Source organism: Rhizobium sp. N122 (assembly GCF_002211295.1).
Classification (GTDB): Bacteria; Pseudomonadota; Alphaproteobacteria; order Rhizobiales; family Rhizobiaceae; genus Rhizobium.
Map to the genome: position 1 here is coordinate 1 of NZ_LOKU01000051.1, position 20,829 is coordinate 20,829.

General features: G+C 56.4%; 17 protein-coding genes and 3 pseudogenes. 3 read left to right on the forward strand and 17 right to left on the reverse strand.

The genetic code is table 11. The features are described 5' to 3' along the window. Positions 1-123: 123 nt before the first annotated feature. Positions 124-306, forward strand: a pseudogene (locus ATY75_RS34925) (group II intron reverse transcriptase/maturase); the annotation flags it as partial. Positions 307-374: 68 nt separating this feature from the next. On the opposite strand, the gene ATY75_RS26840 reads toward ATY75_RS34925, so the two are convergent. The 11 genes from ATY75_RS26840 to ATY75_RS26890 form a co-directional block, all read right to left on the reverse strand. Continuing rightward, on the reverse strand, positions 375-560 hold the full coding sequence (locus ATY75_RS26840; protein ID WP_004668636.1) for a hypothetical protein: 186 nt from the start codon (positions 558-560) through the stop codon (positions 375-377). A 284-nt stretch (positions 561-844) separates the two neighbouring features. Continuing rightward, complete coding sequence (locus ATY75_RS26845; protein ID WP_088939880.1) at positions 845-2,332, reverse strand: NAD-dependent succinate-semialdehyde dehydrogenase; 1,488 nt, start codon at positions 2,330-2,332, stop codon at positions 845-847. 23 nt (positions 2,333-2,355) lie between these two features. Next, positions 2,356-3,375, reverse strand: coding sequence for an ABC transporter permease (locus tag ATY75_RS26850; protein WP_004668632.1), 1,020 nt, complete (start codon positions 3,373-3,375; stop codon positions 2,356-2,358). A gap of 11 nt (positions 3,376-3,386) precedes the next feature. Beyond that, positions 3,387-4,361: an ABC transporter permease gene (locus ATY75_RS26855; protein WP_088939881.1), complete on the reverse strand. Its 975-nt coding sequence runs from the start codon at positions 4,359-4,361 to the stop codon at positions 3,387-3,389. Beyond that, complete coding sequence (locus ATY75_RS26860; protein ID WP_004668627.1) at positions 4,358-5,911, reverse strand: sugar ABC transporter ATP-binding protein; 1,554 nt, start codon at positions 5,909-5,911, stop codon at positions 4,358-4,360. The genes ATY75_RS26855 and ATY75_RS26860 overlap by 4 nt, the downstream gene beginning before the upstream one ends. A 91-nt stretch (positions 5,912-6,002) precedes the next feature. Further along, positions 6,003-7,169 (reverse strand): ABC transporter substrate-binding protein, encoded by a 1,167-nt coding sequence (locus ATY75_RS26865; protein ID WP_008534334.1) that lies wholly within the window; start codon positions 7,167-7,169, stop codon positions 6,003-6,005. A 25-nt stretch (positions 7,170-7,194) separates the two neighbouring features. Next, the gene (locus ATY75_RS26870) at positions 7,195-8,091 is read right to left on the reverse strand and encodes an alpha/beta hydrolase (protein ID WP_004668623.1); all 897 of its coding nucleotides are present in this window, start codon (positions 8,089-8,091) and stop codon (positions 7,195-7,197) included. Then, the gene (locus ATY75_RS26875) at positions 8,088-8,471 is read right to left on the reverse strand and encodes a hypothetical protein (protein WP_004668622.1); all 384 of its coding nucleotides are present in this window, start codon (positions 8,469-8,471) and stop codon (positions 8,088-8,090) included. Before ATY75_RS26875 ends, ATY75_RS26870 begins: the two co-directional genes overlap by 4 nt. 77 nt (positions 8,472-8,548) lie before the next feature. Continuing rightward, positions 8,549-8,977 carry a carboxymuconolactone decarboxylase family protein gene (locus tag ATY75_RS26880; RefSeq protein ID WP_004668619.1) on the reverse strand — a complete coding sequence of 143 codons (429 nt, stop codon included), beginning with the start codon at positions 8,975-8,977 and terminating at the stop codon, positions 8,549-8,551. A gap of 77 nt (positions 8,978-9,054) precedes the next feature. Then, positions 9,055-9,939, reverse strand: a complete 885-nt coding sequence (locus ATY75_RS26885; RefSeq protein ID WP_011053340.1) for an NAD(P)-dependent oxidoreductase — start codon at positions 9,937-9,939, stop codon at positions 9,055-9,057. A gap of 313 nt (positions 9,940-10,252) precedes the next feature. Beyond that, complete coding sequence (locus ATY75_RS26890) at positions 10,253-10,933, reverse strand: GntR family transcriptional regulator (RefSeq protein WP_004668612.1); 681 nt, start codon at positions 10,931-10,933, stop codon at positions 10,253-10,255. A 685-nt stretch (positions 10,934-11,618) separates the two neighbouring features. Here ATY75_RS26890 and ATY75_RS26895 point away from each other — a divergent pair. Beyond that, complete coding sequence (locus tag ATY75_RS26895; protein ID WP_008534330.1) at positions 11,619-11,858, forward strand: helix-turn-helix transcriptional regulator; 240 nt, start codon at positions 11,619-11,621, stop codon at positions 11,856-11,858. 160 nt (positions 11,859-12,018) lie between these two features. Then, a pseudogene (locus ATY75_RS35610) lies at positions 12,019-12,344 on the forward strand (HipA domain-containing protein); the annotation flags it as partial. A 223-nt stretch (positions 12,345-12,567) separates the two neighbouring features. Here ATY75_RS35610 and ATY75_RS26905 read toward each other — a convergent pair. The 6 genes and pseudogenes from ATY75_RS26905 to ATY75_RS26930 all read right to left on the reverse strand — a co-directional run. Next, positions 12,568-14,958, reverse strand: coding sequence for a DUF3141 domain-containing protein (locus ATY75_RS26905; protein ID WP_088939882.1), 2,391 nt, complete (start codon positions 14,956-14,958; stop codon positions 12,568-12,570). 399 nt (positions 14,959-15,357) lie between these two features. Beyond that, positions 15,358-15,553: pseudogene (locus ATY75_RS35250) on the reverse strand (IS21 family transposase); the annotation flags it as partial. A gap of 65 nt (positions 15,554-15,618) precedes the next feature. Then, positions 15,619-17,148 carry a hypothetical protein gene (locus tag ATY75_RS26915; RefSeq protein ID WP_088939886.1) on the reverse strand — a complete coding sequence of 510 codons (1,530 nt, stop codon included), beginning with the start codon at positions 17,146-17,148 and terminating at the stop codon, positions 15,619-15,621. Positions 17,149-17,630: 482 nt separating this feature from the next. Beyond that, the gene (locus ATY75_RS26920) at positions 17,631-18,086 is read right to left on the reverse strand and encodes a hypothetical protein (RefSeq protein WP_088939883.1); all 456 of its coding nucleotides are present in this window, start codon (positions 18,084-18,086) and stop codon (positions 17,631-17,633) included. Between the two features lie 31 nt (positions 18,087-18,117). Beyond that, positions 18,118-19,629 (reverse strand): tyrosinase family protein, encoded by a 1,512-nt coding sequence (locus ATY75_RS26925; protein WP_088939884.1) that lies wholly within the window; start codon positions 19,627-19,629, stop codon positions 18,118-18,120. 767 nt (positions 19,630-20,396) lie between these two features. Then, the coding region (locus ATY75_RS26930) for a transposase (protein WP_245317644.1) at positions 20,397-20,829 on the reverse strand (433 nt) is incomplete at its 5' end.

Below are 20,829 nucleotides of genomic sequence, written 5' to 3' on the forward strand. Positions count from 1 at the left end.
TTCGCAAATCCAGAGAAAGAGGTCGCACCATCATTGCCGGCCTCCACACCAGCAATGACCTTGAATCACAAAATCAAAGGCAAGGGAATCTCCGCACGATTCCGATTAGCGCTGACAGACTCTAAATGCAACTGGGCTCTGCTCTACATCGAAAGATGGTTGACCGCGCCTATGGAAAAGAACGGAGAAGTCATTGAGCGGATGCGTGGTACCCCGCAAGGGGGCGTGGTCAGCCCGATCCTATCGAATCTCTTCCTGCATTACGCGTTTGACGTCTGGATGACCCGGACGCATCCGGATCTACCATAAAGGCCTGGCGCCGGCGAAGATCGGCGGCTACGTCAAACCGACACTGAGGGTGCGGCCGCCGACAACTACACCTTGACGCGTCGCTGGTTGACGCGAATGGCTTTCGCTTGACCCTCCACGCTGGCACGTGCAGCATCGTCGGCCTGATCGATTTCAGGACGAACGCGTGCATCGATCGGGTGGTGATCATGCTCCTGCTCAGGACTCCGATACGTTGAAACGACAACGCCACGGTGCAACAGCTCGTTCATGTCGTGTTACCTCTTCGAAGGATACAAGCTATCTGGGAAAGACTTACCTTGTAGGGCATTGGCGGAAGGATCGACAATCGAAAAGACAGGCAGAAATCTCGTCTGCAAGGCCGGCCCCAGAAGGGGTCGGAAGGGAAGATCCGTAGGACAGCTCCCGCGAAACCTCTAGAAAAGTCCAGCCTTTTGAGACCTCGCAACCGGCGGAGAGGATGTTGCTGTCCTGCCTCTATTCAACAGACCTCTCCCCCTTTAAGTTCAGTCGGCGAGCGACCCTTGGGCGATCGCTATGCGCCGATCCCGCCCATGCAGACGTATTTCATGGATAAGAAGTCATCCATTCCGTACTTTGAGCCCTCTCGGCCGAAGCCGGATTGCTTGACTCCGCCGAATGGCGCTAATTCGGTGGAAATCAGACCCGTGTTCACGCCAACCATGCCGTATTCCAGCGCCTCTGTGACCTTCCAAACGTTCCTGAGGTCGTTGGCGAAAAAGTAGGCTGCCAAGCCGAATTCCGTATCGTTCGCGAGTTCGATGACTTCCTCGACAGTATCGAACTTGAACACCGGAGCCAGAGGCGCGAAGGTTTCCTCACGCGCAACCTTCATATCCTTTGTGGCACCCGAGAGAAGCGTTGGTTGGACGAACGTGCCTCCGCGAGCATCGCGGTCACCACCAACCACGACAGTCGCACCCTTGGTCACAGCGTCATCGATATGACCATAGAGCTTTGCTACCGCTTCATCGTTGATCAACGGGCCGATCGTCGCCCCGCTCTCAAACCCGTCAAGAACCTGCAAGGCACTCACGCGCATTGCCAGCTTCTCGACGAACCTGTCATGGATCCCGCTCTGTACGTAAATACGGTTCGCGCACACGCAGGTCTGACCCGCGTTACGAAACTTAGAAAGCATAGCCCCCTCGACCGCCTGGTCGAGATCTGCATCGTCGAAAACGATAAACGGCGCATTGCCGCCGAGTTCCAGGCTCAGCTTCATGATCTTCTGGGCGCCTTGCGCCATCAAGATACGGCCAACTTCGGTCGAACCGGTGAAGGTCAGTTTCTTGACGACCGGGTTGGAGCAGACCTCCTCGCCAAACATTCTTGCATTATCCGTCGGGAGGACGCTGAACAAGCCATCGGGTATTCCGGCACGCTCCGCGAGGATCGCCAATGCAAGCGCCGATAACGGAGTCTCGGCAGCAGGCTTGAATACGATCGCGCAGCCGGACGCGAGCGCCGGCGCGATCTTGCGGCACACCATCGCCGACGGAAAGTTCCAAGGAGCGATGGCGGCCACAACGCCAACCGGCTGCTTGATGACAAGCAGTCGCTTGTCGGCCTGGTGACCTGGAATGGTGTCACCATAGACACGCTTGGCTTCCTCACCGAACCATTCGATGTAGGAAGCGCCGTAAGCAATCTCGCCACGCGCTTCCGCCAGTGGCTTGCCCATTTCCGATGTCAGAATTACGGCCAGGTCTTCAGCGTTAGCTACCACCTCTTCGTAGAACTTCCGCATGATCAGCGAGCGTTCCTTCGCCGAAACCTTAGCCCACTTCTTCTGTGCAGCCTTTGCAGCATTGATAGAGGCTCGCACTTCAGCAAGGCCAGCGCTAGGCAAAGAGGCAAGGACGTCCATCGTGGAGGGGTTTAGCACGTTGATGCGTGTGCCGTTTACCCCTTCGCTCGACCACTTTCCTCCAACCAGCATCTGCTCGCGAACGAGAGTCTGGTCCTTTAAACGGCCTAGCAGGGTGCTGGAGATTGCCATGGATCTTCCTTTCTATGCATTGATCATATCTGATTTCGAATGTGTGGTGACCGTGCGTATATCGCGACCATCGGAACGATGAGCAGACCGACGACAGCCTGCTGCGCCGGAAAGTTCAGTCCGAGGCCAACTAGAAGCGAGGTCAGTACAGTCAGGACAAGAACACCGAGCACTGTCGCGCCATAGCCGCCCGCCCCACCAAGAAGCGACGTCCCTCCAATCACCACCGCTGCTACGGTGGTGAAAAGATAAGGGTCGCCCACGCCGACGAAGCCACCACCGGAAAACCCTAGTAGCAGCATGCCCGTGATTGCAGACATGGCACCGCTGACGCTATGGATGACGGTCCAGACCTTGAATTCGGAGATTCCGAGGCGGGCGGCCGCTGTCCGGCTTCCGCCGACGGCGTAAATGCTGCGGCCAAACCAGGTGTTGTACATGAACCATCCAAGCGCGATGGCGACGATAGCCCAGATCACGATGACCGGAGGCAGCGACAGGCCGAAAAACTTTCCGTTGAACGCCGAAATGTTCCTCAGCCATTCGGGTACCGGAGCAAACACTGTACCACCAAACGCCGAGCCGAGTGAGGTGTAGATCTGGACCGCACCGACGGCCGCGAAGCCAACTCCGAGCGACATGATCAGCGCTTGCCCTTGGAGACGGAAGCTCAGGGCGCCATTGGCGGCCCCGACAAGCGCACCGAGGAGCATGACAACCAGCATCGCGAGGGGAGCGGGAATACCTGCGACCATAAGGCTGGGAAGGAGGATGTTCGCGCCTCCAATAATATATGGTATCGAAAGATCGAGCGCACCGACCAGAGCGCACAGGGTCTGGCCAATGGAGGCAAGCCCCAGAAACGCTGCGAGAAGAAGGATTGAACGCGCGTTTTGGGATGATACGAAGCCGGGGACCAGCAATGCACCGAGTGCTAAGAGAGAGGCCAGAAGAACAAAGCCAATGACGATGCTCCGATGAGCCTTGAGCGGGTTAGACTTCTGAGCCGATTTGATTTCGGAATTCATAACTGTCGCGACCATTATCTTGCTCCTTACACAACCGCGCGGCGACTGATGACAAAGACGTTCACGAGAAGTGATCCGACGAGGATTAAGCCGAATGCCATCTGGGTAACGAACCCCGAAACCGTGCCGAAGTTGAAGGTGGAGAGGAGATAGGAGATGAGGAACATGTTGATCGCGCCAAGCGTAGATCCAAGTGCTCCACCACGACCACCGGAGAGGCTCGCACCTCCGAGAACCAGGGCCGTAACAGCCTGAAGGGTGTAGGTGCTGCCCTGCGTCGGATCACCAGAGGAGATCAGCGCCGTGTAGCTGAGGGCGGCAAGTCCAGCGAATGCTCCACCAACAACGTGGGCGATGATGCGGACTGCGTCCACTCGAACGCCGCTCGTATACGCCATGCGCTCATCCGCACCCGTCATGCGAAGGTTGCGGTAAAACATAGTCCCCCTGAGAAGGAGCCATAATGCATACGCTGCAACCAGCAACAGCAAAACAGGTGACATGATGTCGGTCCCCGCCCCCCAGCTAAGCATCCAGTCGGGCGCGACTCCACCCGGTCGGGACATCACCATCAGGTTCAACCCGGAGAGGACAAGAAAACCCGACAGCGTAACGATTATCGGAGCGACACGCACATAAATGATAACCAGCGCCTGGAGTAGCTGGAATGCCGCTCCCAGGCCGACTGCCCATACTATCACTGCGATAGGGTTGGTAATTCCGTTACCCACAAGCCAGGTAATAAGGGTAACGTTGATGAACCCCATCAAGGGGCCAACTGAAAGGTCCACTGCTCCACGACCCGCCATGACAATGGGGGTGAGGGCAAGCGCCGTTAGAATCAAGGGCGTGGCGACAAGGATTGCACCTGCGAGGCCGTTGTTCGTGAATAGCCCGTGTCCGCGTAGGGCAACGGCGACCGAAAGGACGATGAATAGGCCGGCCGGCACGAAGAGGGAACGGTCCTGGGTGATTTGACGGAATGCGATTCCAGACATCATGCAGTCCTTTCCAGATCGAACTCGATGGAGGCGTTTGGCGATTTTCCAAACATTGCGGCCAAGATTGGCTCTTCCGCTATGTCCTCGCCTGCTAGCGACCGGAAAAGCCTTCCAGCAAAGAAGACGTCGACGCGGTCCGCAAAGCCGATGAACTCTTCGATTTCGCTTGATAGATAAATCACGCTGCCACCCTTCTCCGTGAACAGGCGCAGTTCGCGGTAGAGATCGCGCTTCGTTCCGAGGTCGACACCGCGAGCGGGATCGTTAAGGACGATGACGGACGGTTCGTTTGCAAAGGCACGGCCGATCAAAACTTTTTGCTGATTTCCGCCCGACAGTGAGGTGATCTTGTTCGCCGGACTTCCAATCTTAATCCGGAGCCGATCCACCTCGCGTTTGAACATGGGTTTGAGGCCGGCCTTATTGATTATACCAAGAGGACCGAGGTTCTTGCGATAGACGCCGATGGCAAGATTTTCGAAGATGCTCTGCTGAGGGAAGATACCTTCACGCTTGCGGTCGCCGGAAATATACGAGATTCCTGCTTTGGTAGCGTCTTCGAGCGATGCGACCTTTTTCATTCTCTCGGTGCTGGATGACCAGACTTGGACATTACCACCAAAAGGCTGGATGATACCCGCAACGGCGCGTACGAAAGCGTCTTGCCCCTGCCCGTCGAGTCCTGCAACACCGATGATCGCTCCTTTCGGTAGATCGAAATCGAAGGGCGCTGCCGCGCTGTGAGTAACGAGGTCTCTTACCGCTACCACGGCCGGCGCGGCGGCGCCTACTTGCTTTGATTCGTACGCCTTCGCGTCGCTTGCGTTTCGGTCCGCGGGCGTCATCATTGAAAGCAGGTTCTCTTCAGTTATTTCATGCTTCTCGAGCGTACCAATGGTGACGCCGTCGCGAAGGATCGTGGCTCGATCGGCGATGCGGACAAGTTCAGCGATCCGATGCGTTACGATCAGCACGGTCGCACCTTCCCTACGGAGACGATCAATTTCCTCGTGGAGGCGGATCGTGGAATCGAGGTCTAATGCCGCAGACGATTCATCGAGGATGAGGACCTTCGGCCTGCGCAAGACCGCTCGCGCAATAACTATCCATTGCTTGACGCTCAGAGGCAATGCCCCAACGTTCTGATCGAGATCCACGGGCTTGCCGACGAGGCGTTTCAGGATCTCCTCAGCCTCGGTACGCCGACCACTGCCGCCCTGCGAGCGGAAGATGCCGTCGCGCCCGACATACAGGTTTTCCAATACACTGGCCTCGTCGGCCACCAGCACTTCCTGGAAGATCGTTGTCAGCCCGATGCGCTTGGCGTCAGTCGGAGTCGAAATCTCTTCTCCAAGGACCGAAACGCTCCCGGAATCTGGGTGCAACACTCCAGACATGATCTTCGCCATCGTGCTTTTGCCACTTCCATTCTCTCCGACGATGGCGTGCACTTCTCCGGCCCGGGCTTCAAAATCACACTTCTTTAAGGCCTTAGTCTCGCCGAAAGACTTGGCAACATTGATCAACTTGATCGTAGTTTGGTTTTGCATCGGAGATCCTCTAATCCCAACGGCCGCGCGAGGCGGTCCTCCCACAAGAGAAACTTCTGTCCGGTGGCAAGACCCACCGGGCAGAACAGTTTCACTTCGACACAGGCTTCCAGGGATCAGCCGGGCGTTCGAAGTAGTCTGCAGCAATCGCAGCAGGAAACCACCCGTCCGCCTTGGGCTCCACGAAGTCTGTCGAGTTCAAGTCGCAATCTTCTGGTATTGCCGCGCGGACTTCATCGATGGTGTAAGGCAAGACGGGTCGAAGGAAGGACTGAACCTTAGGGCCTTGTCCCTCCAATGTGCGGAGCATGATCTCCCACATCTGTTGCATCTCGCGACGCGGCGGCCAAATATGGAAACTCCTGTCCACAAACTCGGGGTTCTTGCGCCAGTAGCACGCGGCGGAAGCTTCCCCCCCGAGAGTAATCGGGATCATGTCTCGACCTGACTGCAGCATTGCGTTGAGAACGCCGTTCTCTTGGGCCCCCTGCGTGAGGATCCCATCAATCTTCGTCGGGTTCGTCGCAAGAAACTTCTGAACTTCGACCTGGGCCACCTGGTCGGTCCACTTCCCTGCAACTTCACCGACGATCTTTATGTCGGGGTACTTAGCAAGTGCTTCCTTAGCCGCTTTGTCAAAGCTGTCCGAAGAAGCGAAACCGGGAATACCAGAAACGAGAAGGATATTGCCCTTCTTTCCTATTTTTTCCGCCAGCCACGTCGCCATCTCGGCACCGCCCTGCGCGTGATTGGCCGCGCCATTGATGGCGTATGGCGACGTCACGTAGCCCGAAAATGAGAACACCGGCACACCGGCTTTGTAGGCATATTCGATCGTCTGATTAAGAGCCGTGACGTTCGAGCAGCAGATGATGATTGCATCGACGCCTTCGTCCACCATTTGACGCATCTGCTGGATCTGAACGGCGTCTTTAAGATCCGACTGGGTGACCACGACATCAGACACCAGGCCCGCAGCCTTTGATCGCGGTAAAAGATCGCTCATGACCGCATCGAGAGCTGCGGCTCGCCAGGTGTTGCCAGCGTAGCTGCTTGCATAGCCGATCTTCCACGGAGGACCCTTTTTGGGCTTGAAGTCTTTGTAGGCGCTCGCCCCCAATGGAATCTGCGGATCTACAGTTTCATAGATCTTCTTTTCTGTAGCCGGTAGCTGATCGACACCATCCGCGTAAGCGGTTGTCGCCAGGGCGCTAACCGAGATCAGCGCCCCAAGTGTGACATTCAGAATGCACCTCATTGAAGTTCTCCTCCCGAGAAAAGGATCAGGCAACCTTAGACCGGGCTGCTGATGACTGTTGGATCTCCTCAAGAATTGGCAACAGATACTTCCGGAACTCGCTATAGTCCTCAGTAACGGGAAAATGTCCGAGCTTTTCCATTGTCCAAAACTTGGAGCCTTTGACCAGGTCTGCAGCAATCTTGGTATCGGCCGGGGACGTGTTTGGATCGTATTCGCCCGTGAGGAAGTATAGCATACATTTCGACGTATCGATTTTGCTGGCTTCTTCTGGCGACACATCGTGGTCGTAGTAGTAGTAATAAAGATCACCCGCGAAGATTCCCGGTCCACCGCAGCTGTATTCCCACTGGATTTCACGGACATTCGCTTCTGGCGAGTACGGTGAGATATTCAGCATCATCGCCGCACCGATGGAGGTGCGATTGACGTTTGGATTGTCGAACTCCCTGCGGATGCCAGCCATACCGACGTCGACGTACTCCGCCGCCGAGCGCAACGCACCTTCGACCGAGATCGTGGCGCGGAAGTTGTCCGGATAGTTCGATGCCAGGTCGATCGCGAGATGGCCGCCCATGGAGCTGCCCAAATAAACGGGGCGGTCTAGGTCGAGCGCTTTTGAGAGTTCGAGCTGGAAGTCCATCATGAACTTCTTGGTCATGTTGTATTCCTTCTCCCACCAGCGAACGCCGTAGGGGGGAAGGGACTTGCCGTGATACGGCAGATCGAAGGCGATGACGCGAAAATTTTTCGTCACGTCGGAATCGCAAAGCATATGACGGTATTGGCGACCGTCGGACCCTGCCGTATGACCGACGAGAAGCGGAATCCCCTGGCCCGCTTCTTCGTAATAGACGCGGTACTCGATACCTTCTACGGTGAGATAGAGATAACGGCCGATAATGGGGTCAAACTTGGTCATGCTGCTGCTCCTTCAGAACGGGCATTGCGCATCAGGGTGGTCATGCGGTTGAGAGCAGGCAGATACGCGAAGGTTTCGTTGTTACTGCTAAGGTAGAGGCCATGCTTGATGTTTGATGACTGCAAGCACTGATAAAACGGCAAGGGTTTGTGCTGAAGCAGCGCCTCCCACTGTGAACCGGTCCCGCGTATGACGATAGTGCACTTGTCGTCGTCGTATTCGGCCTCTTCCACCTTTAGCAACGTACCGTCCTCGAAATGAAGCGCTACACTGCGGGTAGGGAAATCGCATTTTAATATACCGTTAAGATAACGAGTTTCGCGCTTGAACTCGAAATCCTCCCGCACGAATTCTATGAATTTCTTGAGATCTATCGCCATTTTAGGCTCCTCCCTTGTTGATAAGCGCTGAGAACTCCGCGCATGTTGTACATGCCCCCTCACGGGACAGCACATTCTCAAATGCCCATTTCGGTGAATACTTCCTGGGCATGCCTGAAACTGTCGATGCCTGCTGGCACACCAACGTAGATAGCCACCTGAAGGAAGATCTCCTGGATCTCCTGTTTCGTAACACCGTTGTTGATGGCGCCGCGGATGTGGCCTCTGAGCTCGTGCGGTCGGTTTAAAACCGCTATCATTCCAAGGTTGAGGATCGATCGAGCGCGACGGTCGAGGCCAGGTCGGTTCCAGATATTGTCCCAACAATACTCGGTGACGAGTTCCTGCATCGGCCAGGTGAAGTCGGTCGCCTTTCCGAGGGCCGCATCAACGTAAGCGTCCCCCATCACCTGCCGACGAGTAGCAAGTCCGCGCTTGAACTGCTCCGATGGAGCTGTTCGCTCGCCGGCCTTAGACCCCTTATCTTTCCTGTCCAAAGTGGCCATTGGGTTTCGCTCCCTTCATCATATTTGACAGATTATCAGACAATTTTCAACTGTCAGTTTGGCGTAGTTTTTCGCGATCAGGCCTGATCTTTCACGAACTGCGCAATTTTCGTATGGTCGACATCGGGGCCTAAAGCATGCCGAGCAGCATCCCAGGCATCAGCGGTACCGGCCAATGTCGGCAGCTGGAGATTGAGCGCCTTCGACAAGTCCGCTGCAATCCTAATGTCTTTCGCCATAAGCCCCAAAGCAAAACCAGAGCCAAAAGTCTCCGAGAGGATGAACTGCTTCATCTTCACTTCTGTTGCGTTGTTCTTGCCAGACGACGAGTTGAGAATATCGACGATCGTTCTAGGATCGAGACCAAACGTTCGGCCAAGAAGAACGCCTTCGATAGCTGCCAGAACCCCGGCTCCCGATACGAAATTGTTGATGGCTTTCATGGCGTGCCCTGAGCCGATCGGGCCTGTCCTAAAAATCTGGCCGCCCATGGCGCACAGGATGGGATCAGCTTGATCGATATCGTCAGAAGCACCGCCTGCCATGATAGTAAGAGAGCCTTCGACGGCTCGCTTCACTCCGCCTGACACGGGAGCATCGACCAGCCGCAAGCCCTTCTGATGCAAGCGCTCTGCGAGCTCACGAGTATCATTGGGCGCCGATGAGCTCATGTCGATGACAAGCGCGTCAGCACTCAGGGATTGCCAGGCCCCATCCTTGAAGAGCGCGTCTTGAACAATCTTGCCGTTGGGAAGCATGGTAACCGCAACATCGGCGCCATTGAATGCTTCCGCTACCGTCTCTGCCGGAACGCCGCCGACGGCCGCGAACCTTTCCCTAGCCTCGGCCGATAGATCAAAGCCAGTGACTTCGAATTGAGCCGACAACAGATGTTGTGCCATCGGCCCGCCCATTGCGCCGAGACCAATAAAGGCGACGCGCAGATTTTTTCGTGGTGACAACGTCCCGCTCCCGAATGTGAGGCAAGCACAATCAGCTACCTCCGTTAGTGAGGAGTAGTTAACGACCTATCAGACAATCTGTCAATCGGAAAATTCATGCTTGGGCCGGCGCGCCCTCGCTACGACGCCAATTTTGCCGTCGCTTCTTCAATCACCTCACTTAAAATGACCGTGCAAGCAGCACCCATCTTATCGTCCGATGGACACCAGAGAGGTTGTTGCGTTGTCAAAAGCACCGTGCCTGAAGGATTTAATTACACCCGGCCACCTCCAGCATCAGACAATCTGTCAATTTTCAGAAAATCTTATGGCATCAGCCTGAGGTGTTGTTGCGCAGGTACTCGAGTGCGACTTTCGCAGCCATATCAATGTGGTGCTTACAAGCGGCCGCAGCCCTGGGTCCGTTGCGATTTTGGATCGCTTCGGCAATCTCTTTGATTTCTGCAATGCTATGTTTGAGGCGCCCCGGTTGTGTCATCGAAGTCATGCGCAGAAGATTGATCCGGTTGTGCAGCGATGTTAGCATTTGCCTGACGAAGACGTTTTTGCTGCCATCCATCAAGCAGTCATAGAAGGCGTTTTTAGCAGCGATGAGCCTGTGTCCCACGCCGCTTTCCGCCGACGCTTCGAATTCTCTAACGGCATCTTGCAAAGTGGCAATATCTTCCGCCGTTCCATTTTCGGCGAACTGCTGACCAGCAAACCCCTCGAGCAGCGCGCGGACGGTGTAGAGCTGAGCGGCCTCCTCATAGGTTATGATACTGACAACTGGACCCTTGTGGGGGAAGCTTGTGATCAATCCCTCTGCCTCAAGCTGCCGAAGCGCTTCACGGACGGACGTGCGACCCACGCCGATCATTTCGCAAAGCTCGCGCTCGACGAGCCTTTGCCCCGGCTTGAACTTGCCCGTCGCAATAGCCTGTCTGAGCCTTTCTTCGACTTGCACTCGAAGAGAGGCATTTTGCCGAGCGACCTGCAGCTCCACATCTACCATGATCAATGTCCTACGTAGCACTAATGAATTTGAGCTAAATATATGGCTGCTTCGCGGGGAACTTTCAATCAGATTGTCTGATGAGCGGTCATTAGCAACTAATCTCGAGGATTGAGCCCGCTGTGTAGAGGTCGGCTTCCCGATCCATGAGGAACCGATCGGTTGGCGCGCCATAAGTGGAAAGTCTAGTCCAAATGGCCTAGTTCAATTGGTGTCCTGATGGCCGACAATGTCCGCCCGCCGATTTCTCAAAACCAGCCACGGTTGCGACCCTGATCGACGAGGTGTCCACGGTCACCGACACCACCGCATCTTCCAGGAGCACCCGTTCGACTAACGGCCGGGTGCAGCTTGGCAATCGGCAAAAGCCGCATCAGCAGACGATAGTGGTTCCGATCGCGCCTCCAGTCCGGAGGCGGCATCGATCTTGAGCGCCTCAAGATCCGCCATCTTTCTTCGCCTGCCAGCCTGGCTCGTACTTGCGCTATCGCTCCCGCAATGCCCATTCTAACCACTTTTCTCTCTGACCATCTCTCTTGAAAAATTGTAACCTTCGTGCTACATATCTAGTGCAATCTGTAGTGCGAAGGTGACAAATTCCGACACCTCACAACCCTCCGGCCGCTGTGCGGCGCGCGCTGCGCAAACTGGGCGCAGACATACACGTCGACGTCGCCGCCTGCCTATGGCGGTAGTAGCCGAACGTGCCTTCACCTCACGCTCAACGCTTCAAAAGATCGAGGCCGGCGACACCAATGTCAGCATCGGCATCTATGCAGGCGTCCTCCAGGCACTCGGCCTGCTAGATGGGCTGAGCCAAGTCGCCGACATCGGTGACGACAGCGTCGGCCAGTCTCTGGCCAATGCAGAGTTGCCCAAGCACGCTCACCCAAGGCGATCACCGGGATCGTCACGCGATGGCTGATTTCGAAGTTCATCTCGACCTTCACGGCCGCACACGTCCCATCTGGCCCGGAGCAATCGCGCCCGTGGTGCCGAAACAATCGTGTTTGAGTATGATCGTGCCTGGCTCGAGGACCCGGGCCGCTTCTCGCTGCAGCCCGCTCTAGCTCTGAGCTGGGGAGAAAAATCACGGCTTTCTGTGGCTCAATAAAGCCAGCTGGTCGTTGTCCCCTGCCTATGACCTCAATCCAGTGCCTACGGATGTGAAGGCGCGCGCGCTGACGACAAACGTTGATCTTGATGAAGGCACCTGCTCCCTTGACCTGCTGGAAGAAGCTGCAGGGCTCTACGCCCTAACGCTCGCCGAGGCTCGCGCGATCATTAAGGAAGTCGCGACACCGCAAGGTGGCGCGAGACCGCCAAGGCGGTCGGTGCGCGGTCAGCCGAGATCAACCGTATGGCCAGTGCGTTCGATCACGATGATTTGCAGCGAGCGCCAGCCCTATGACGAGAGCCTTCCTCCACAGTTTCAATCCGCCCTCTGCCGGCCCGATCACTGAACCGGATTACGGCATCGTTGCGTTGTAAAGGACGGATGTCCAATGGCAATTTTCCGATCTGCAGTCCTGGCTGGATTTGCGATGGAATTGTTTCAAGCGCCTCCGTGACCAACGAGCGAAAACCAATAATTATGTGATTCGGTGAGATCGAGACGCTACTCTACGAACAAACTATGTCACTGCCAGCGGATCCTCAATCACATCGACGATCGATGGCTGGCCAAGCACGTCCGCGAAGCGCTGTAGCATGGCAACAGTACTCGATGACATCTCCGCCCTGGAGCCCGGGATATAGCAAGCGGCTGCATAAGCGAGTTGCCGTTGCCTCGGTTCCGTTAGCAACAGCGGCAGCGTCTCGATTGCTTGCTCCGGCTCAAAGGTGACGATAGCCGTCTGCACGCGAGTGATTTCGGCCAAATGATCAGCGCTTAGTGAGCGGAAGGGCTCGTCCTCGGTCAGCACCCGTGACCAGCGCGCCAGGCGGTCGCGTCGGATCCCGCCACGATCGCTCACCAGGAGTACGACCATACGGATGATGGCATCGGCGAGTCCGCCGATCGCGATCCTCCTGAGCGCATTGGCGATGTCCGGCTGCCATCTCATATCGTCAAGTGTCGTCCCTTTGCGGTATGCTTCGCGGGGATTGTCAAAATATCGCTGCCAAGGGTTGTTCCAGATCATGTGAAACGCGAGCTCATAACCCATGTCGCGCCAGTCGCGCATGACCACGATCGCCTGTTCGACAGCCTTGAAATAGAGCGCTTCCGCAGCCAGGAAAGGATTTTCCGCTGCTGCGTTCGCCCGGGAGTTCCGTACCTGCTCTGAAATTGACTTATAGCCAACCATGATCGGATTCTGAGAAGACAGCAGCGATCGCTCCAGCCGCTTTGGATGGAACATTCGGCTGGCGTCTGCTGAGATGTCTGTGACCGCGGCCTGCACAAAGGGGCGGGCAACTGTGTGATAGATCTGCGCTTGCAGTTCAGAGACGCGGGCGACGGCAGCGAAGGGACCTCCATCGTCATGGCCGTCGTTAAACTCACGGATATTCTCGAAGGTGCGCTCGATCAGTTCAACACTATAGCTCTTGTGTCCAGCATCTTCTTGAATGTCCGTGATGCGCATCTCGTAAAGGCCAGGCAACAACGCCTCAATTGCCTCGAGCGTGCTTGCAACCTCATTGTATTCTTTGTTGATTACTCTCGAGGAAACGAATGTACCGAGGTGACCGACGTCGTTGTGTACCATATAAATAATGTGCTGGCCGAGAAGGCGGATTTCCTCCTCGTTGTCATAGATTTCGGGGATCCAATTCAGCGCCTGCTGCGGCGGCGTGACATTGTCGCCATGACTGGCAAATATGATAATAGGCGCCCTGATCTTCTTAAGGTCGAAATGCCGCCGGTCCGGCTCCCCATACGCCTTGTTGTGCGCCAGTCGATTACCAACAAAGAGGTGCTCAACTATCCAGCGGATCTCGTCTCCCCGCATCAGGCAGAAGCCGCCCCACCACTTCTCAGCCTTAAGGAAGGCTTCGCTCGCCGCATCCACATCTCGGAACAGTTCGACATACTTCATGAATAACTGGCGCTCGGGATTGAGCGTTTCGAAATTCTGTACGAGATGGGCGCCGTCGAAGATGCCTCCGCCCAGATCTGACAAAAACATGGTTATCCAAGCTCCTCCGAAGAGGCCCGCCATGTAGCGGAGGGTATTTTCACCGATATTTCCCGAGGTAGGTGTCACCGGCGATCCGTTGAGGATGATCGGGCCAGCTAAGTCGAGATTTGTCGCAACCATCAGAAGGGCAGCCCAGCCAGCTTGGCAGTTGCCGACTACGACTGGAAGGCGGGCAAGCGGATGCAGGCGCATGACCTCACGAACAAAGGCCGCTTCCGCATACGTGACATTAGAGAGATACTGCCCCCCCTCTGGCTCTCGGCGGAAGGACACCAAATAAACCGGGTGACCTTCCCGCAACGCCACGCCGACCTGGCTGTCTTCTTTGTGGCCACCGACGCCGGGACTATGTCCGGCGCGCGGGCAAATGATTATGAAGGGGCGCTTCGTGTCATCGACGTTAACACCTTGGGGCGGAATCATTCGAAGTAACACGTAATTGGATTTCAAGGGCAGATCGTTTCCATCCATAACTATCTCGTAGTCGCAGAAGAAAACCGGCGGACAGCCTGCCGCTTCATGTTCGAGGAAGATGTCGCCGCGCTGTCGGAGAAGATCCATGCACAATATGGCGCGCTCACTAGCGTCGCGCAGGTATTCCGCCCAAGCGTGGCCCAAATTCCCATTGCCGTGCACCTCGCGTAGACTCTCGGCAAGACGTTCGGCCTCAGTAAAGAGCTTTCCCTGGCGGGTAGAGTGGCTGTCGCACATGACTTGCACGCGGCGCAATAAGGCAACCTGCAGAATTTTAGCGGTTTCAGCGCCCGCTTCCGCCAAGCGTTGGAACATCGGGAATAGACTTTGGGTCACTTGGCTGTCCAGTTCCGTGGATGGCGCTTCAATCCACCGGAGCGGGTTTAGAGATGTAAGAATATCCGCCATCGTTTCAACTCCTCTATGGTTATGATCCCGTACGCATACATACGTGCCAGATCGATCGTGCTTCCGTCTGGCGAGGTGCTCGGTAGGCAATGCCGACGCCTAGGAAAGCAGTTTGACGACTTCCGACCCCAACGAGTTACCGCCGCATTCATCCCCTGCAATGTCTATGCCAAGCACTGGGTCAGCCAGCTACGCCGGGAGAGGGGGCAGCAAGCTCGTCGCCAGGGAATGCCACACAAAGTCTTCATTCAGCCTGGATCAGCAGTTTCTCCCAGCTCGTTGGAGACTATCGGAGGACAGGAGGTGATGGATTCGCCTGCGGTGTGGGATCCCACCAACTAGGATGTTTCAGCGGCCGTCCGCGTGGCTTTGGTTGGGGCTAAGGCTGGTGGTGGCACGGTTATAGACGATGCCTTCTGTCTGACGCTCACCGATGACGGCAGTCTTCATCCGGTCGCAAAGCACTCCCGCGGAGCGCCGCCGAGAGCCTCGAAGGCCGCGATGTGGAAACGCAGGCCGGTCATCTGATGCATGACGAAGCGTGCCCAGATGGGACGCTATGACCCGGCACTATCGTGAACTGCCAGATGATCCTCGGCGCCAGTTAAAGTGCCGACCGCGTGACACCGCCATTTTCGCTGGCGTTAGTGTTGGTCAGGTTCACAGCAGATCACCGATAACAGTGGACAGGTTAAACGGAACGATTCCGATCTCACCACGCGGCATCCTGTCGAGCAAGTCGACCGTGCGGGCAAAGGTTTCGACTTGCTGAAAGGCGTAATCAGGGTCGAGCCGGTCCAAGCCTCCGCCCGGCAAGACCTGGCAAAGATAGTCCGGTATCGGACAGCTTGATATCGTCGGAATTCCTGATGCGTATAATGGCTGTCCTTCGCCCAACATCACCTGCGCCGCCGCTGGGGCGACTATCAGCGCGCGTACCTTTTTGCGCCCGCGTGCGGCAGCGATGTACACGTCACTCATCGACTTATTACTGGTATAGATCAAATCGAGTTCCGGCTTCCCGGTGGGCGCGGGGTGCCCTTTTGCAAAGTCATCTCGCCACTCGGTACATCCAAGATGCTCAATCGTAGCTCCTGCAACGGCTTTAGCATGGCCGGGTTTGCCGTCCCACAATTCTGGATGCATTTCGAGCCAGGTCGCCGTCGCCTGATTCCCGTGGCGGCCGAACTGGGGAAGCTGGAAATGACCCGTGACGAGTACGAAGACGAGGCTTCGGTTGCGGGCAGATTTCGGTAGCGAGGAGAAATAATGCGCCAGAGCGAGTACCCCAGCACCGCCGTTCTCTTCGCACGCATTAGGTCCATCGGTGTGGGTGTTGATGATGATTGTCTCAAGCAGGTTGCAGCCCGGCAAAACCGCATAAATCGTATCGGTCGCAACGTCTTCCAACGTGCCATCCAAGGTCAGGCGACCGCTCAAACCGTGCTTGATCGCGGCTTTGATCCGCTCTCCTTCAGATTGCGCCACCCATATTGCAGGTAAGCCCCAATACGGTGTGGTGAATGGCAGCACCTGCCCCTTCAACTGCACTTCCGAGACGCCTTCGAAAATGCAAACGACGGCTAAAACCCCTGCTTCACGCGCCTTGTCGATCGGTACGCCAAGCAAACCGGTGATAAGCGGCGTGGTTACGGCTTTGGGAAAGTCTATGCCTTCCGGCAGGCTGCCGCGTCGATTGGTCACCAGTTCGAGGAATGCCGCCAGATCCCGACGCTTTACCGTCACCACCGCAATTTTGCCGCGGGCTTTCTCAAACGCCTGAACCCGACCGTTGAAAAGAACCATCTTACCCGAGATACCGCCGGGAGGTGTAAGCCCGGAATACGGGAACGGCGCCGCTACCTCAATTACTTCACCATTTGACAGTTTGAACGCGGTGGTTCGTGGCATCCACCGGCGCATCGTGAGTTGGTCGCGCTTCACCTCAAGGCCCATCCCTCTCAACTCACCAGCAAGATAATCGATTGCCCGTGCTTGCGCCGGGCTGCCGGTCAATCGGGGGCCGAAACTGTTGAGCCTTTTGATCCAACTCCAAAGTTTCCGCTGATCAGGGAGTGCGGGGATGGACGGCTTTCGCTGCTCACTGAATCCGGTGCTGGGAAAAGCCGGGAATACGATCCCGGCGAGAAGAGCAGTGAGCCCAACAGTCGAAAAATCTCTTCGTTTCAAGACTAACCTCCGCGCCTCTCTATCACGAATGGAAGCGATACCTATGGCCGCACGCCGCCCATGTCCTTGCAAATCCAGTGCCATTAAAAGCACACGTCTAATCTTCAGTTTTGAATTGAACGCGCAGTCTGAATCGGTTTTGGACCGCGTGCGAAGTCAATGCAGCTTTCGGACAGACTCCGCGCAAGCATCTGAAGTGGTTGAAGAGTCACTTTACTGATCTAGGAACGCGTCGTTGGTTCAATGCCTTTAAGAGCGACTTTATCTTGAGCCTAGTCTCGGGTCGGCCAAAAACCTTTGCCTGCTTGCAGACGACCATCAGTCGCCGAATGCAGCGGCAAGACTGTAAACTGTTGACCACGATAGGCGCTGCGCGTTGGACCTTTGTCACAACAACCTATCAAAACCCTCTATTTTATCCGGCGGACTTTCATTGCCGCCAAGGTTCTGGAGCTAGCGGCAAATCAGCCCCGACTGCCAATCTATTCGATGCTTGCGTCGCTGATAGTGAGGCTGGCGCCCGAACCGCCGCCTGTTTGAGGCTCCAGCCGGATAATGACGGTCTGTGGCTGACGGCAAGACGGGTCATCGGGCAAGGGAAACCCAAATCGTTGAGGCTTTGCCCCGTCCAATACCGAAAACGCCTTGTTCGGAAAAATACCAAACCTACCAATTTCGCGAACGTTACTGCCGCAGTCAAGCGAAACGACCGTCGTCACTGGTCCTGAAGTCGACGGTTCATAACCAGTGACAGTAAGGACGACCCGCGCACTGGTATCAGCCGATGAGTGGACTGCTCTGCTCGATATGGTTATCGTCGCGGGCTTACTGGTCGTTGCCCGCATGTCGCTCTCGTTAGCTTGAACCGGGCTGACGATGCGCAGCATCGATAATGCCGCCGCACGAATAGCGATAAGCACCCAACGATGATAGCGCATCGATGTCTCCACAACCCAGCCAGTCCGGATATTAGGCGGACACTATGGCTATTTCTAGCTTTGCGGGCTCTACGGCGCCGGGTTTGCCCGCTCCCGATCCGACAGGAATGAGCTGCAGGTCGATGGCCTCGCCATCCGTCTGCCCCCTTCCGCCGTAAACCCGCTGGATCGCGTCCGTCAGATCGAGGACGAAGGATGGTTTGCGATGATGGTCGCCGTCATGACCGAGAACGGCGAAAGAACCGACGTAATGGGGATCGGTGACGGGCGTATCGGCCTTAAGGTCGTTCTTGCCGAGAAACACCCGAACGCTGGTCGTGCTGGCACTGGTGATCTCGACATCGCGCAGGAATGCCAGCACACGAGGAGCGGAGGCCGCCTGCTCCTGTGCCGCGCCGAAATCTATTGTATCCATGCCGGATGGCAGAGGCGGTTGGCGGACGATCTCCTGCAATGCGCCCGCCGGGATCTTGATCGGCAGCGAAAGCGGCACGTTTTCCGTTGCCGCCTTGCTGTTGTCCGTGGAGGTGGTCGTCACGCCGGCGATTGCAGCATCGGTCGCCGTCGCCGCGATCACGGACGTGAGTTTATCGTTCAGGGCCAGCGTTTTGGCGCTCGCCGCCGCGACCTTGAAGTAGGTCCGGAAACCATAATTGTATCCGAGTTCCTCTGGAACATAAAGGTCAGAGACCTTCGGGGACCAGAAGTTGCCGTCGACATCGTAGAAATTGTCGGTGAACGGCATGTCGGCCCAGAGCCGATCCGTGCTGTTGGCGTTGCGCAAATTCCACGTCGCCCAGATGCGGTCGATGTTGCAATGATGCATGAAGAAGATCGGATCGCGGGGCGACGACATTTCCGGCATCCAGCCACCGATATTGTTGTGCACCTGATTGTGCGGTGTGTATTCCAGCGTCCCCTGCGTGCCGCTGCTGGTGGTGACCCAGGAAGGATCGAGTGAGTTCTGTCCCTCGGGGCGGGTGGTGCCGAAGACCTCGTATGGCTTCGCCGTTAGGATGGTGTTGAGAACCTGTGGCCCAACTATATTGTCCGGCATCGGCTGCGTGATTGGCCAGGTGCGCGACGAAACATAAAGTGGATTGTCCTTGCCGTCGGGCGTCTTTTGCATTGTGAACACTTCGGGCAGGTACGGATTGTCGGTCCAGTCCCAGAACGGCATAGCGAAATCGTTGTTCTTGGTCACGTGCCGAACGATGCGCTCGTACATAGCCGTATAGGCCCTGTGCCACGGCAGGAAATACCAGTTGCCATGCGGGCAGTATTTGACGACGTCACCGCTGCCGTGAATTTTCGAGAGGTTGACCCAGTTGAATTTGTCGCTGGCGGGAAGGGCGTTGAGAAGGCGCACTGCGTCGCGATAGGTCTCGATGATCGGGTCGTTCCAGGCCAAGCCCTGCAGTGAGCGCCGCCAAGGGATTGACGGTATCTGCGCGAAGGCTTTTGTCCCCGGTAGGCCGCTGGCGAGCAGGCCTGCTGCAATGACGCCACCCTGAACGATGACATGTCTGCGTGTGATGCTCATCTTACTCTCCCTTGGATTTGAATTGTCCTTCGCCAAGATTAATGCCGCTTTTAGGCCGGTTCCGCGCCGTCTGGGCGCGGGAGCAGTGGGCAATTCGCACCACCATAGAGCTTGCGTTGGCTCTTTCTGAGTTTCGGTGAATCGGCGGCACGAGAAATGAAGCAAGCGACGTGCCACTCGAAAATGCAGCGTAAAATGCGAGCTAAAAACGCTACTACCGATCGTATTCCTGCATTCCAGTTGGAATCCAGATTCCGGAAAACTTAGTATCGCATTCCATGATCGTTCGAGCGACGGCTTGCCGACCAGCCACGGCAAGCACGTTCGGTTGCGAAAACCTCAAATGATCAAGCTGAAACAGTTGTTCAGACCGGTGAGAGGGCCCAAGATGCTGAAAACGCCCTGTGCGACGATAGAGAAGCACGCATCTCGAACAGGCTTTCGCTATCGGACCCCCAGCAATGACGGAGCCGTAGCCCGCTCGCTCTCAAATTCAAAACTGCGAAGCAGGCACCACTCCGTGGCTTGGCGGGTGCGTAGAGCAGAGCGGGACAAACCGATTGTCGTGATCTCGACAAATGCGACAAAGGGCGGCGGCTGTCCGACATTTGCGAGAATAGCGGCGGGATCTCCGCGCGGGAACAACGGGCTCACCAAGTGATCCCACTTTCAGTCCCATTGTGCCCACTCATTCGGGCTTACTGTCGGACCCTATCGAGACCTCGCCGCAGCTGCGAAGCCCCACTCATATCCGTTTGAATTTGGCATCAAGGCTTGACGCTTGCCGTCCACACGGGGCAATTCGGGCAGTGTATTAGCCTGCTGTCCCGCTCGTTTCCTAACCCGACATCACAGCGGGGCAGGCTGATTTGGGGATCATCGCTCATTTGGGCCATGGTCTCAAGCGTCATATACCTGGCGCGTTGAACGGCCCATTCATCATTCTGTTCGAGCAGCAATGCACCGACGAGACGGACGATGGCTTCGTCGTTCGGAAAGATGCCGACGACCTCATGTGCATCAGAGACAACAAGGTTCACACCACGTAATCCTCGACGTGTCAGCCTGCGCAAGAATTCCGTCCAGATCGGTTCGGCCTCCGAGGTGCCAACTTCCATACCCAGGACCTCGCGCCGACCGTCGCTGTTGACGCCGACCGCGATAATGACGGCGACTGAGACGATGCGGCCGCCACGCCGG